The organism is Nocardioides sp. BE266 (assembly GCF_031457855.1).
GTDB lineage: Bacteria > Actinomycetota > Actinomycetes > Propionibacteriales > Nocardioidaceae > Nocardioides.
The window spans coordinates 685,546-699,804 of record NZ_JAURTI010000002.1 but is presented as its reverse complement, the minus strand read 5'-3'; the positions used below and the strand labels follow the sequence as shown (position 1 = coordinate 699,804).

Annotated in this window: 9 protein-coding genes; 5 read left to right on the top strand and 4 right to left on the bottom strand. The window is 73.4% G+C overall.

All coding sequences use genetic code 11. The annotated features are described in order from the left end of the window. Positions 1–40 precede the first annotated feature (40 nt). The 3 genes from J2X46_RS07715 to J2X46_RS07705 are packed head-to-tail and all read left to right on the top strand — an operon-like array spanning position 41 to position 5,549. On the top strand, positions 41–1,696 hold the full coding sequence (locus tag J2X46_RS07715; RefSeq protein ID WP_310248850.1) for a glycoside hydrolase family 13 protein: 1,656 nt from the start codon (positions 41–43) through the stop codon (positions 1,694–1,696). Between the two features lie 14 nt (positions 1,697–1,710). Continuing rightward, complete coding sequence (locus tag J2X46_RS07710; RefSeq protein WP_310248848.1) at positions 1,711–3,843, top strand: alpha-galactosidase; 2,133 nt, start codon at positions 1,711–1,713, stop codon at positions 3,841–3,843. Beyond that, positions 3,840–5,549 (top strand): alpha-glucosidase, encoded by a 1,710-nt coding sequence (locus J2X46_RS07705; RefSeq protein ID WP_310248847.1) that lies wholly within the window; start codon positions 3,840–3,842, stop codon positions 5,547–5,549. Before J2X46_RS07710 ends, J2X46_RS07705 begins: the two co-directional genes overlap by 4 nt. 4 nt (positions 5,550–5,553) lie before the next feature. On the opposite strand, the gene J2X46_RS07700 is transcribed toward J2X46_RS07705, so the two are convergent. Next, positions 5,554–6,198 (bottom strand): DUF1707 domain-containing protein, encoded by a 645-nt coding sequence (locus J2X46_RS07700; RefSeq protein ID WP_310248845.1) that lies wholly within the window; start codon positions 6,196–6,198, stop codon positions 5,554–5,556. A gap of 102 nt (positions 6,199–6,300) precedes the next feature. Then, entirely contained in the window at positions 6,301–6,591 is a 291-nt protein-coding gene (locus J2X46_RS07695; protein WP_310248843.1) for a hypothetical protein, read from the bottom strand. A gap of 174 nt (positions 6,592–6,765) precedes the next feature. Between J2X46_RS07695 and J2X46_RS07690 the strand changes: the two genes are divergently transcribed. Together J2X46_RS07690 and J2X46_RS07685 are read left to right on the top strand one after the other, a co-directional pair. Continuing rightward, positions 6,766–9,666: an AAA family ATPase gene (locus J2X46_RS07690; protein WP_310248842.1), complete on the top strand. Its 2,901-nt coding sequence runs from the start codon at positions 6,766–6,768 to the stop codon at positions 9,664–9,666. Next, a complete protein-coding gene (locus J2X46_RS07685) occupies positions 9,663–12,575 on the top strand; it encodes an ATP-binding protein (RefSeq protein ID WP_310248841.1) in 2,913 nt (970 codons plus the stop codon). The genes J2X46_RS07690 and J2X46_RS07685 overlap by 4 nt, the downstream gene beginning before the upstream one ends. A 191-nt stretch (positions 12,576–12,766) precedes the next feature. Here J2X46_RS07685 and J2X46_RS07680 read toward each other — a convergent pair whose 3' ends face one another. After that, positions 12,767–13,042 carry a hypothetical protein gene (locus tag J2X46_RS07680; RefSeq protein WP_310248839.1) on the bottom strand — a complete coding sequence of 92 codons (276 nt, stop codon included), beginning with the start codon at positions 13,040–13,042 and terminating at the stop codon, positions 12,767–12,769. Positions 13,043–13,145: 103 nt separating this feature from the next. Further along, positions 13,146–14,216 (bottom strand): NAD(P)/FAD-dependent oxidoreductase, encoded by a 1,071-nt coding sequence (locus tag J2X46_RS07675; protein WP_310248837.1) that lies wholly within the window; start codon positions 14,214–14,216, stop codon positions 13,146–13,148. Between the last annotated feature and the right edge of the window lie 43 nt (positions 14,217–14,259).

Sequence of the window (14,259 nt, the reverse complement as noted above, 5' to 3'; positions counted from 1 at the left end):
CGCCCGTCCCCGCCCGTCTGCCGACTCCGGAAGGAGCGCCGTGAGCCTGCCCGATGCCCCCGACCCGTGGTGGCGCACCGCCGTCATCTACGAGATCTACCCCCGCAGCTTCGCCGACCACGACGGTGACGGCGAGGGCGACATCGCCGGGATCACCGCCCGGCTCCCCTACCTGGCCGACCTCGGCGTGGACGCCGTCTGGATCGCCCCGTGGTACCCCTCGCCGATGGCCGACGGAGGGTACGACGTCAGCGACTACTGCGACATCGACCCGCGGTTCGGCACGCTCGACGACGCGGACGCGATGTTCGCCGAGGCCCACCGCCTGGGCCTGCGGGTGATCGTCGACCTGGTGGCCAACCACACCTCGTCGCAGCACCCGTGGTTCCTCGCCGCCCGTGCGGCGGAGCCCGGCTCCCCCGAACGAGCGCGCTACCACTTCCGCGAGGGCACCGGCCTCGACGGCGGCGAGCCGCCCAACAACTGGATCAGCGCCTTCGGCGGTCCGGCGTGGACGCGCATCGACGACGGTCGCACGCCCGCGCAGTGGTACCTCCACCTCTTCGCCCCCGAGCAGCCCGACCTCAACTGGGAGGACGCGACCAACCGCGACACCTTCGATGACGTGCTCCGGTTCTGGCTCGACCGAGGGGTCGACGGGTTCCGGATCGACGCGGCCCCCGGCATGTCCAAGCACCCCGACTACCCCGACTTCGCCTATCCCGACCCGCAGAAGTTCGCGACGGCGACCTGGACCGACAACCCCCACTGGGACGTCGACACGGTGCACGACATCTTCCGGCGCTGGCGACGGGTGGTCGACGCGCATCCCGGTGAGCAGGTGCTGGTCGCAGAGGCGGTGGTCAACGGGCCCGAGCGGCTCGCGCGCTACCTCGGACCCGACGAGATCCAGACCGCCTTCAACTTCGACTACGTCCACGCGCCGTGGGACCCCGCCGCCCTGCGCGAGGTCATCGACCGCACGATGACGGCTCTGGCCCCCATCGGGGCGCCGGCCACGTGGGCGATGTCGAGCCACGACGAGGTGCGCCACGCCACCCGGTTCGGCCGCGCCGGCGAGACCACGTGGGGCGGTCCGAGCCAGACCAGTGACCTCGAGCTGGGTCGGAGCCGTGCGCGGGCCGCCATCATGCTGACCCTCGCGCTGCCCGGCGGTGCGTACCTCTACCAGGGCGAGGAGCTCGGCCTGGAGGAGGTGGAGGACCTCCCCGACGCCGTGCTCCAGGACCCCGTCTTCACCCGCACCGGAGGGCGGATCCGCGGACGTGACGGCTGCCGGGTCCCGCTCCCGTGGTCCGGCACCGAGGCGCCGTTCGGCTTCTCGCCGACGGGCGCCTCAGCCCCGTGGCTCCCCCAGCCCGCGCACTGGCGGGACCTCACCGTCGAGGCCGAGCAGGGCGATCCCGACTCGATGCTCTCGCTCTACCGGACCGCCCTGGCCGTCCGGAAGGAGACGGCCGACCTGCTGGGCCCCTCGTTCGAGTGGCTGCCCTCGGCAGGCGACGTGCTGCGGTTCCGCCGCGGCACGCGGTTCGAGTGCGTGGTCAACCTGGGCCCCGACGACGTCCCGACGACCGGCCCGGTCGTGCTGTCCAGCGACTCCGCGCCGTCTGGCAACGTGGGTCCGGACACGGCCGTGTGGATCGTCCACGACGTGCCTCCCGAGATCCCCTGACGAGCGAGTCGCTGATGCTCTTCCCTCCCACGCACCCGTCCGGCTCCGCCCGGCTCACCGTCGAGCTCGACACCACCGGCGACCTGCTCCCCCGGATCCTGTGGGCGGGCGCGGCCGACGCCGCGACCGCCGACGCGGCCGGCTACCCGTCGACCTTCCGCGGCCCGGGGCTTCCGCTGCTGGGCGAGCACGCCCACGAGCTCTTCACCCGCCCGCACCTGCGCGGCCACCGGGTCGACGCCCCCGACTCCGACGCGGCGTGGTCGACGCGCTTCCTCGTCGAGGACCTGTCGACCACCGACGACACCCTCACCCTGTCGGCGTACGACGACGCGGCGGGGCTGCGGCTCACCACCGAGCTCCAGACCCTGCCCGGGGGCCTGCTCCGCGGGCGCCACACGGTGCGGAGCACCGGCGCGGGCACCTACGTCCTGACCGGGCTCGAGGTCGTGCTCCCGGCGGCCGACGACCTCACCGAGCTGCTCGACTTCACCGGCCGGCACGAGGGCGAGCGCACGCCGCAACGCCACTCGGTGACCGACGGGATGTGGCTGCGTGAGGGCCGCGAGGGCCGGCCCGGGCTCGGCGGCGCGACCATGGTCGTCCTCGGCACGCGGGGCTTCGGCACCCGCACCGGCACGGTCCTCGGCGTGCACGTCGCGTGGAGCGGCAACAGCCTGCTGCGGGCCGAGCGCTCCCCCGACCTCGGCACCACGCTCGGCGGCGGCGAGCTGCTGCAGCCCGGCGAGGTCCGCCTCGCGCAGGGCGAGGCGTACACGTCGCCATGGGTCGTGTTCGGCGCCTCCGACGGTGGCCTCGACGGCCTGGCCGAGGCCTTCCACACCTACGAGCGGTCGCTGGCCACGCACCCCGCCCGTCAGCCCGTGGTGCTCAACGTGTGGGAGGCCGTGTGGTTCGACCACGACCTCGCCCGCCTGCACCAGATCGCCGACCGCGCGGCCGGCATCGGCATCGAGCGCTTCGTCCTCGACGACGGCTGGTTCCACGGCAGGCGCGACGACACCGCCGGCCTCGGCGACTGGTGGGTCGATCCCGACGTGTGGCCGGAGGGGCTGGCCCCGATCGCCGACCACGTCCGCTCGCTGGGCATGCAGTTCGGCCTCTGGTTCGAGCCGGAGATGGTCAACCCCGACTCCGAGCTCTACCGCGCGCACCCCGACTGGATCCTCTCCGCCGGCGCGCGGGTGCCGCAGCTGCACCGCAACCAGCTGGTGCTCGACCTGTCCCGGCCCGAGGTGTGGCAGCACGTGCACGACCGGGTCGACGCGGTGCTCTCCTCGGCGCCGATCGACTACGTCAAGTGGGACCACAACCGCGAGCTGCTCGAGGCCGGGTCCGGCGCGCGGGGTGGCTCGTCGGCGGTGCGGGAGCACACCCTCGCCTTCTACCGGCTGCTCGACTCGCTACGCCTGCTGCACCCGGCGATCGACTGGGAGACCTGCGCCTCCGGTGGCGGTCGCATCGACCTCGGCGTGCTGGAGCGCACCCAGCGGGTCTGGACCTCCGACATGACCGACGCCCTCGCCCGCCAGCACATCCAGCGCTGGACCGCCCAGCTGGTGGCGCCCGAGTACCTCGGCGCCCACGTCAGCGCACCCATCGCCCACCAGACCGGCCGCACCCTGCTGCTCGACTTCCGTGCAGCGACCGCGCTCTTCGGCGCCTTCGGCGTGGAGTGGGACCTGAGCACGGCGACGGAGGAGGAGCTCACGGCCCTGGCCGGGTGGGTCGACCTGCACAAGCGCTTCCGCCCGCTACTGCACTCCGGGCGCACCGTCCGGCCGGAGTCCGCGGACCCGGCCGTGCTGCTGCACGGCGTCGTCGCGGCCGACGGCAGCGAGGCGCTCGTCGCGCACGTCCAGCTCGACGAGTCGGCGAGCAACCGCGGCACGGTGGTGCGGGTGCCCGGCCTGCGGCCCGAGGCGTCGTACGACCTGCGCTGGGCGGGTCCTGTCGACCACCGCGCGGTGAGCCGGTCGGTCGAGCTCGCCAAGGACGGGCCATCCGACGGCGCGCCGGTGCGGGGCGCGGTGCTCGACACCCGCGGCTACTGGATCCCGCGGCGGCGTCCGGAGACCGTCACGCTCGTCCACGTCACGCAGACGGATGGGAGCATGGCCCGATGACCTCCCAGGACTCGGACCGGGACTGGTGGCGCACGGCTGTCGTCTACCAGGTCTACCCCCGCAGCTTCGCCGACTCGGACGGTGACGGGATCGGTGACCTGCGCGGACTGATCCAGCGGCTCGACCACCTCGAACGACTGGGTGTCGACGTCGTGTGGCTGTCGCCGATCTACCGCTCGCCGCAGGACGACAACGGATACGACATCAGCGACTACCAGGACATCGACCCGACGTTCGGCACGCTCGCCGACGTCGACGAGCTCATCGCCGCGATGCACGAGCGCGGGATGCGGTTGATGATGGACCTCGTCGTCAACCACACCAGCGACGAGCACCCGTGGTTCGTCGAGTCACGGTCCTCGACCGACAACCCGAAGCGCGACTGGTACTGGTGGCGCCCGCCCCGCGAGGGCATGGCCGGCGGCACGCCGGGGGCCGAGCCGAACAACTGGGAGAGCGCCTTCTCCGGCACCGTCTGGGAGCACGACGAGGCGAGCGGCGAGTACTACCTGCACGTCTTCTCCCGCAAGCAGCCCGACCTCAACTGGGAGAACCCCGAGGTCCGCGAGGCGGTCTACGCGATGATGCGCTGGTGGCTCGACCGGGGCGTCGACGGCTTCCGGATGGACGTCATCAACCTGATCTCGAAAGACCCGGCGCTGCCGGACGGGATCGTCCACGCGGGGACCTACGGCGACAGCTCGCCGTACCTCATCAACGGGCCACGCATCCACGAGTTCCTCGCCGAGATGCATCGCGAGGTCATGCAAGGGCGTGACCGGAAGATCCTCACCGTCGGCGAGACGCCGGGCGCGACGGTCGAGGACGGGTTGCTCTACACCGACGCCGCCCGCCGCGAGCTGGACATGGTCTTCACCTTCGAGCACGTCGGCGTCGACCACGCGCAGACCAAGTGGGACCTGATCCCGCTCCAGCTGACGGCGCTGAAGGCCGTCCTCGGGCGCTGGCAGGTCGGCCTCGCCGACGTCGGGTGGAACTCGCTCTACTGGAACAACCACGACCAGCCGCGGGCCGTGTCGCGCTTCGGTGACGACGGCGCGTGGCGGGAGCGGTCGGCCAAGCTGCTCGGCACCGTGCTGCACCTGCACCGCGGGACGCCCTACGTCTACCAGGGTGAGGAGCTCGGGATGACGAACCATCCCTTCGGCTCCATCGACGAGTTCCGCGACATCGAGTCGCTCAACCACCACGCCCAGGCCGTCGGCCTCGGCGTCGACCCCGACCGGGTGCTCGAGTCGCTGCGCTCGCGCGGTCGCGACAACGCGCGCACTCCGATGCAGTGGGACGCCTCGCCGCATGCCGGCTTCACGACCGGCGAGCCCTGGCTCCCGGTGAACCCCAACCACACCGAGGTCAACGCGGAGGCCGCGACCGCCGACGAGGGCTCGGTGTTCCACCACTACCGCAGGCTGATCGAGCTCCGGCACCAGGAGCCGGTGGTGGCACTGGGCGACTTCACGATGCTGCTGCCCGACGACGAGGCGGTCTACGCCTTCACCCGGTCGCTCGACGACGTGGAGCTGCTGGTCGTGGCGAACTTCAGCGGGGAGCCGGTCGGTGCCGACGTCGACGTCGCCGCGTGGGCCGACGCCGAGGTGCTGCTGGACAACGTCGGGCACGCGGCCGCTGCGTGGGACGGCCGGCTCGAGCCGTGGCAGGCGCTGGTGCTGCGGCGTACGCGCTGAGGCGTCAGTAGGTGCCGATGATCTTCTTCGGCGTGCCGGGAGGCGGCTGACGCTGCACGGTCACCGAGCCCATCAGGGCCATGCCGCGGATCCGCACGGTCGGGGAGTCCGGGCGCAGGTCGGCGGGCACCTTGTCCTTGGCCTGGTTGTACTCGCCCATGATCGGGGTCCCGTCGACGATGACGTGCATGTCGGCCGGGACGAGCACCTTGACCTCGCCCATGATCGCGCTGGCGTTGATCTGGGTCTCGTGGCCTGACAGCTGGGCCTGGCGCAGGTCGATCAGCACGCTGCCCATGAGGGCGAAGGCGCTGTGGTGCTCGGGCACCGACCAGACGCCCTGGCGCTTGCACTCGCTCATGATCGCGGTCGAGGAGTTGTGGCCGACGGCGGGCAGGTGGGACGGGCGTCGCACCGGCGCGGAGGCCGGCGGGGTGACCGGGCCGGTGGCCTGGAGGTCGAGCGTGATCGGCACCAGCTCGCCGTAGGTCTTGGCCTGGAAGGTCAGCTCCAGCCGCTCCTCGAGCTCGTCGAGGTCGAGGCGGCCCTCACCCGCGGCGTCGCGCAGCACGTCGGCGACGCGCTGGCGGTCGGCGTCGGAGATGCGCATCTGCGACGGATCGTGCGGGCGGTTCTCGATCTCCCCCATGGCGCCAGCCTAGCGAGCCGGCGGCGGCCTGACCCGTGACGGGCGTCAGGCCCCGGTGGGCGCGGCGGTCCACTGTCCGCCGCGCCCACCCCCGAGGAGGACTCAGCGGCCGGGGACCGAGTACTCGTCCTGCTGCTGCATCCGGTTCGTGTGCGCGGGGAACTGGTCACCGCTCTTGACCGGGTACGGGCACGTGGTGACCGGGGGCTGCTTCCCGGGGTCCAGGCAGTCCTCGATCGTGAAGGTCGGCAGCGGCTCCTGCGGGCCGGCGCCCCCGATGTCGTTCGTCGGCGGCACGACCTCGGCGCCACAGGCGGCCAGGGCGACGAAGGCGACGGTCGCGGTGGCGGCGGCGATGCTGCGGCGTACGACGGTGAGTGAGGTGGTGGACATGGCGGTGCTCCTTCGGGTGGGGCCGGTCGGTTCCGGCGATGTCCACCACGATCGATCCGCCCCGGACGGGGTTGACGATCTCTGACGAACGTTGACAGCCCGCCGGAATCGGGTTGCCGGACCACCGCGCGCGGGAGGATCCTCGATCCCAGGAATGGGTGGTTGGGAGGCCCCATGAGCGCACTTCCGCGTCCCGACGTCACGGGTCCGGCTCGGACGCTCAACGACGCCCTCCACGCCCTCCACCACCGCGCCGGCTGGCCGTCCCTGCGCACCCTCGCCCGCGAGACCGGCGTCTCCCACACCACCGTCTCCAAGACCTTCTCCACCGCACCCCTGCCCAGCTGGGGCACCCTCGAGCTCCTCGTCGAGGCGATGAACGGCGACACCGACCACTTCCACGACCTCTGGCTCGCCGCCTCCACCCCCGCCGGCGGCAACGGCGCCGCACCCACGGTCCCGAGGATCGCCGGCCGCCGCGCCGAGCTCGACGTCGTACGACACCACCTGGAGGCCGGCTCCGGCCTGCTCCTCGTCACCGGCGAGGCCGGCATGGGCAAGACGACGCTGGTGGATGCCGCGACGGCGGCCCCGGAGGCACTCGTGCTGCTCGGCCGGTGCCTGCCGCTCTCGATCGACGTGCCGTTGATGCCGCTGTGCGACGTGCTCCGCGCCGCCCTGGGGCTGGACGGGGGAAGGCGGCTGACCGCGGCACTGGCCTCCTGCCCACCGTTCGTCGCCGGCGAGCTGGCGCGCCTCGTGCCGGAGCTCGGGAGGGCCACCACGACCGACGACGCGCTCGGACGCCAGCACCTCTTCACGGCCGTGGCGGCCGTCCTCGCGGCCCTGGCCGACGAGGGCCGCGTGGGCCTCGTCCTGGAGGACCTGCACTGGGCGGACACCGCCACGCTCGACCTCCTCGAGCACATGGCCCTGTCGACCACGGTCGGCGACCTCGCCTTCGTGGGGACCTGGCGCGAGGGCGATCCCGACACCCCGGCCGTCAGCAACCAGTGGCGGGCGCGGGTCGACCGGTCGCCGGCCGGCTCGACCGTGCATCTCGGCCCGCTGACCCGTGCGGAGACCCAGGCGCAGCTCGCCGGGCTCGGCACGGTGGCCGACGCCGAGGCCGTCTTCTCGCGGAGCCGTGGGCACCCGTTGTTCACCACCCACCTCGCCGCCCACCTGCCCGAGTCCGGCCTGCCCCACGCGCTCTCCGACCTGCTCGACGCGCGCCTCGACGGTCTCGACCCCGCGGGGTGGCGCGTCGTCCGCACGCTGGGTGTCGCCGACCGACCGCTCCCCGCGACCGTGGTCGGCGCGGTCGCCGCGATGACGCCGGACGAGCTGACGGACGCGATGAGGTCGTTGCGCGAGCTGCGGCTGCTCGGCCGCGCCGACGACCCGGACGGCGCCGCACTCGACCACCCCCTGCTGGCCGAGGCAGCAAGGCGTCGCCTGGTCCCGGGTGAGGGCCGCGACGTCCATCGTCAGCTGGCGAGGGCGCTCGCGGGCTCCGAGACGCCCGAGCCGGCCGAGATCGCGCTCCACTGGCAGCGTGCCGGCGAGGGCGCGGAGGAGCTGCCGTGGCGGATCGCGGCCGCGCAGGAGTCGGCCGCACGGTTCGACTGGGCGCAGGAGGCCGAGCAGTGGTTGCGCGTGCTCGAGCTCTGGCCCGACGGGGTGGACGGCGTGGGCGACCCGCCGACGCTGGTGTCGGACGCCTACCTCGCTGCGGTGGACGCCCTCGACGCCTCCTTCCAGTGGGACCGCGGCGCCGCGCTGAACGCCGAGGCGGAGCGCCGGTTCGCCGACGCCGGTGATGCCGTACGGGCCGAGGTCCTCCTCCGCGCCGCGGCGTTCCGCGGCGAGCAGGAGGGCGTGGCCGTCGGCCTGGCGCTGGTCGAGCAGGCGCTCGAGCTCTACCGGCGCCTGCCCGAGGGGCCCGGACTGGTCTACGCGCTCAACCGCAAGCGACTGCTGCTGGAGGACGTCGGACAGTTCGACGACGCGCTGGCCCAGGTGCGCGAGGCGGCCGACGTGGCGGCCCGGCTCGGCGATGCCCGGCTCGAGAGGTACCACCGCACGACCCTGGCGGGCCACCGCGGATCCGAGGGCGACGTGGACGGGTGCCTCGCGCTGCTCGCGCAGGCCGAGGCGCTCCTCCCGCCCGGCGCGGACCCGATGGGCGACATCCGGCAGGCGGTGATGGTGACCGACGTGCTCCTCAAGACCGGCGCCTCCCTCGACGAGGTCGAGGCGGTCGCACGTCCCTCCCTCGCAGCGGCGGCGGCCCTCGGCGTGGACAGCGAGATGGTGATGTTCCTCCGCGGCAACCTGGCCGAGGCGATGCTGCGCGCCGGCCAGGTCGCCCGCGCCGCGGAGACGATCGACGTCGACCCCGACGAGCCGCCGGACTACGACCACTGGGTGATGCACTTCCTCCGCGCCGAGATCGACGTCCTCTGCGGTCGGGTGGAGGAGGGCGCGACCCGCTTCGAGGACGTACGCCTCGTGGTCGGCGCCCCGGACTCCGCGCAGGCCGACTTCGTGGGCGAGCTGGCGGACATGCACTTCTGGACCGGGACGCCGAGCAGGAGCCTCGACCAGGTCCTGCACTGCATCCAGGTCAACCTCGCCGGCGGTGCGGCGCCGCGGATCCTCTTCCGCGGCATGGCCGGCGCGGTCCGCGCCATCGCGAGCGAGGCGGAGGCGACGGGCAGCCCCTCCTCCAGCCGAGTGGAGGTGCAGTCGCTCCTGGAGCTCTGCGGCCTGGGCAGCACGGGGTCGTCGGACGACGCCTACGTCGAGGCCAACCGGACCACCGCCCGCGCCGAGCTCGCCCGCCACGACGGGGCCGGCACCACGGCCCTCTGGTCCGACGCCGCCGCACGATGGGACGGGCTGCACCGCCCGCACGACGCGGCGTACGCCCGGTGGCGGGGCGCCCAGTGCGCCCTGCGCGAGGGGCAGGGGACGGTCGCGGCGCGGCTGCTGAAGCGCGCGGCGACGGATGCCCGCGAGCACGTGCCGCTCACCCAGGCCATCGCCCGCACCGCCGCAGGTGCCCGATGAGCGCGCTCCCCCGCCCCGACCTCCCGCCCGGACCGGCCCGCGCCCTCAACGACGCGCTACACGACCTCCACCACCACGCCGGCTGGCCCTCGCTGCGCACCCTCGCCGCCGAGACCGGCGTCTCCCACACCACCGTCTCCAAGACCTTCTCCCAGCCGAAGGTCCCCACCTGGGGAACCGTCGAGGTCCTCGTCGACGCCATGGACGGTGACACCGCCACCTTCCACGACCTCTGGCGCGCCGCCTCCGCACCCACCAACGGCGCACCCGAGGCCGGGCCGCAGATCGCCGGACGCCGCGCCGAGCTCGACGTCGTACGACGACACCTCGAGGCCGGCACCGGGCTCCTCCTCGTCACCGGCGAGGCCGGCATCGGCAAGACCACGCTCGTGACCGCTGCCGCCGGATCGAGCGAGGCCTTCGTCGCGGTCGGCCGTTGCCTGAACCTGTCGCAGGTGGTGCCGATGCACCCCGTGATCGAGGCCTTGCGGATGGTGCTGGCGTGCGACGACGGGGACTGGATGACGCACGCGCTCGCCACGTGCCCCGCCTACGTGAGCACGTCCCTCGTCACGATGGTCCCCGAGCTGGCGCCGCGGCCCGCCGAGGCCTGGTCGGCTGATGATCCGTGGGGGGTGGAGCGGCTCTTCGCCTCGATCTCGACCCTGCTGCGGGCACTGCGGGACGCTCGTCCGCTCGCCGTCCACCTCGAGGACGGACATCTGGCCGATCAGATGACCCTCGACCTGACGACACACCTCGCGAACGGGAACGGCGGGGTGCCGCTCGTGCTCACGTGGCGCACGGGGGATCAGGACGTGCACGCCGACCAGACCGAGTGGCTGGCACGGACCCGCTGGACCACGGGTGTGGACTCCGTGGACCTCACGCCCCTCACCCGCGCCGACACAGCCGAGCAGCTGAGGTTGATCACCGGCGCCGAGGTCGACCCGACCGACGCCGACAAGATCCACTCACGCAGCCAGGGACTGCCGCTCTACACCGCGCAGCTGGCCGCCGGCGGTCCGGACTCCGACACCCCGTCGCGCCTGGTCGACCTCATCGATCGCAGGATCGGGGCGCTCGGCGGCGACGGCTGGAGCGTGGCACGAGTCCTCGGCGTGGCCCAGCGGCCGCTGACGAGCTCGACGCTGATGGATGTCGCGGAGCTGACCCGCGGCGGCACCGAGGCGGGCCTGCGCATCCTGGCGGGGCGCGGCCTGGTCCGGTCGGGCGGCGACGACGCCGGCTTGTCCCATCCCCTCTTCATCGAGGCGATCGAGCGCCGCATGGTGCCGGGAGAGGCTGCCCAGGTGCACGCCAGGCTCGCCGGCGCGCTGGCCAGGGCGGCCGACGCCGAACCCGCAGAGATCGCCGACCACTGGCAGCAGGCGGGTCGACCCGATCTCGAGGCGCCCGTACGGGTGGCTGCGGCGCGACGGGCCGCCGGGCGTTTCGCGTGGCCCCAGGCACTGGCCGGATGGCTGCGGACGCTCGCCCTCGCCGACGCCGGCGTCGACACGGGCGAGGTCGCCATGTGGGAGGTCGTCGTCCACGGCGGTGAAGCCGCCCTGGACATCGGCGACATGACATCAGCACGCGACTTGTTCGTCCGCGCTGAGGCGCTGGTGCCCGATCTGCCGCCCCGCGAGCGGGCCCTTCTCATGCACTGGATGAGTTCGTTCCTGGTCGCGACCGGGGAAGCAGCGCGTGGCCTCCAGGTCCTCGACGAAGCCGTCCACATCCTCGAGCAGCTCCCCGCCTCGCCCGACCTCTGGGCGCTTCTCGGCGACCGGTTCGAGCTGCTGATGCTCGCGGGTCGCTGGACCGCGGCCCAGCAGGACCTGGATCGGGCGCTCGCGGACGAGGCCCTGACCGACCCGAGGGCTCGTCGTCGGCTCCTGTCAGGGGCCGCATGGGTGACGCGCCAGAGCGGCGACTACTCCGCCGCCCTGGACAAGATCCGGGAGGGCCGGAGCATCCAGCTGGCCGAGGCCGATCCCCTGTCCGAGCTCATGCTCACGGCGAACGAGACCGACATCCTCCTCCACGCGAACGCTGCACCTCGGGAGATCGAGGAGAGTGCTCGGGCCGGGTTGGAACACGCGGCCGAGTGCCGGGTGGACCAGTCGTACATCGTCTCGCTGGTGCGGTGCAACGTGTGCATCGGATTCCTCCGTGCCGGGCACGTGGGTGCGGCGCGGGAGATCATCGCTCCGGTGACGGCGTCAGCACCCACGATCAACTCAGCGGCCGCCCACCTGATGCTCGCGGCGACGCGGCTCCGCGAGGGAGACGTGAGCGCCGCTGTCGCCGACGCCCGGACGGCCAACTCCCTCATCCACGCCCACGACTCCAACTGGGCGGAGGGGGTCCCGTGGCATGCGGAGGTCGAGCTGTGGGCGGAGGAGGTCGACGCCGCCCTGGAGCTCCTCGAGGAAGCCGTGTCGGTCGCGCTCTCGACCCAGGTCGCACGCGTGGCGGCACCCTTGATGTGGGCACATGCGCGGGCACACGCGGACCGACTCGTGGCCGGCAGGAAGGCACGCTCGGACGGACCTCCGGTCGCAGCGCGGATCACCGAGCTCGTCGCTGGCGCCGAGTCCGATCCGTTCGGCCCAGAGGCGGTCGGTGTCGCGCGGATCGCCAACCTCTGGTCGTGGGAGGCGGAGCTGCTGCGCCTCCAGGACGGGGCGTCCACGCAGGCATGGGTCCGCGCTGCCGAGGAGTGGGACCGGCTCGAACGCCCGCACGACGCCGCGTACTGCCGGTGGCGAGCCGCAGAGTGCGCCCTTCGCGAGGGGCGGGGCACGATCGCGGCGCGACTGCTCACGAAGGCCGCCGCCGACGCCCGCGAGCACGTCCCGCTCAGCCGGGCCATCGCGCGCACCGCGGCAGGTCACCGGTGAGCAGCCCGCCGTCCACCGGGTCCTGGCCCGGACGCCGGGCGATCAACCTGACACCGAGGCAGGTGAGAGCGCCGCTGTCCCGGGCGATTGCCGGGACAGCGGCGAGGTGAGGAGTCGGGGCGACGGGTGGCCGTCCGGCAGGGACGGGACCGGGCGACGTACCCCCGTCCGCCGCCCGGCTCCCCCGTCTGTCAGGCTCCGAAGTCCATCCCTGGACGGGGGCCCGCCCACTCGTCGCTGGGGACCTGGGACCTGGAGTTCGGCTGCCCGTACTCGTCCCCGAAGTCGCCGCGGGGGGTCGTGGTCTTCGTGGGCTGCGCCGGGGCCTCGGCCTGCTTCTGCTGCGTGCCGCCGATGTCCTGCGACGGCGGGGCGACCTCGGCTCCGCAGGCGGTGACGGCGAAGAAGGCGGTGGCAGCGGCGAAGGCGGTGAAGCTGCGGCGAACGGTGTGTGCGTTGGTGTTCATGACGGTGTCCCTTGTGTGGTGCCGACCCTGGGTGGGTACGGCGTTGGGACAACCGTGCGGCCGCCGGGAAGGGGGTTGACGGCGGTTGACGAAGGTTGACACCTCAGCCGGCGACGGCCTCCTCAGCGGCGAGGACGCGGGACACCGCGAGCGCCGCCTGGCGCCCGGCACGGGACGCGCCGATGGTGCTCGCGGAGGGCCCGTAGCCCACCAGCTGCACGCGCGGATCACGCTCGGCGGTCGTCGCGCCCTGCACGTTGCCGCGCACCGGCACCAGCGCGATCCCGCCCTCGGGGCTGCGCAGGCCGAGCGGCGCGAGGTGGTCGACGGCCGGCCGGAACCCGGTGGCCCAGAGGATGGCGTCGACGCGCTCGAACCGGCCGTCGTCCCACCGGACGCCGCCGGGCTCGATCCGCGAGAACATCGGCAGCCGCTCGTATGCGCCCAGCCGGGCGGCCTCCTGCTCCTGCGGCCGCAGCTTGAGCCCGGTCACGCTGACCACGCTCGCGGGCGGCAGCCCACGGCGTACGCGCTCCTCGACCGCGGTGACCGCCGCCAGCCCGGCGGAGGCGTCGAACTCCTCGCGCCAGACCGGCGCGCGCCGGGTGACCCAGAGCGTCTCGGTGATCGGCGCGAGCTCGCCGAGGAACTGCACGGCCGACGCACCGCCACCGACGACGAGGACCCGCGTGCCGCGGAAGTGGTCGGCGCCCGGGTAGTGCGCGGTGTGCACCTGCTCCCCCGCGAACGTCTCGATCCCCGGGTAGAACGGCACGAACGGCCGCGTCCAGGTGCCGGTGGCGTTGACGAGGGTGCGCGTGCGCCACTCGTGCTCGCCCGCGTGCACGACGAGCAGGTCGCCCTCGCTGTCCACGCGCTCCACCCGCACCGGACGGATCACGGGCAGCCCCTGGCTGCGCTCGTAGTCGCCGAAGTAGTCGGGCACGACGAGGTTCGCCGCGCGTCGTGAACCGCCGGGGGCGTCGGAGCCGGGGAGGTCGGCGACACCGTGCACGTCGTCCATGCTCAACGAGGCCCGCCGGTGCTGCCAGGCTCCGCCCGGCTCGGGGTTGGCGTCGAGGACGACGTGGTCGATGCCGCGCTGGCGCAGGAAGTACGACGCCGCGAGACCCGCCTGCCCGGCACCGATGACGACCGACTCGAGGACCTCCACGTGGGCTGAACGCGCACGCCCGCCCCTCTATGCCCGCCACCTC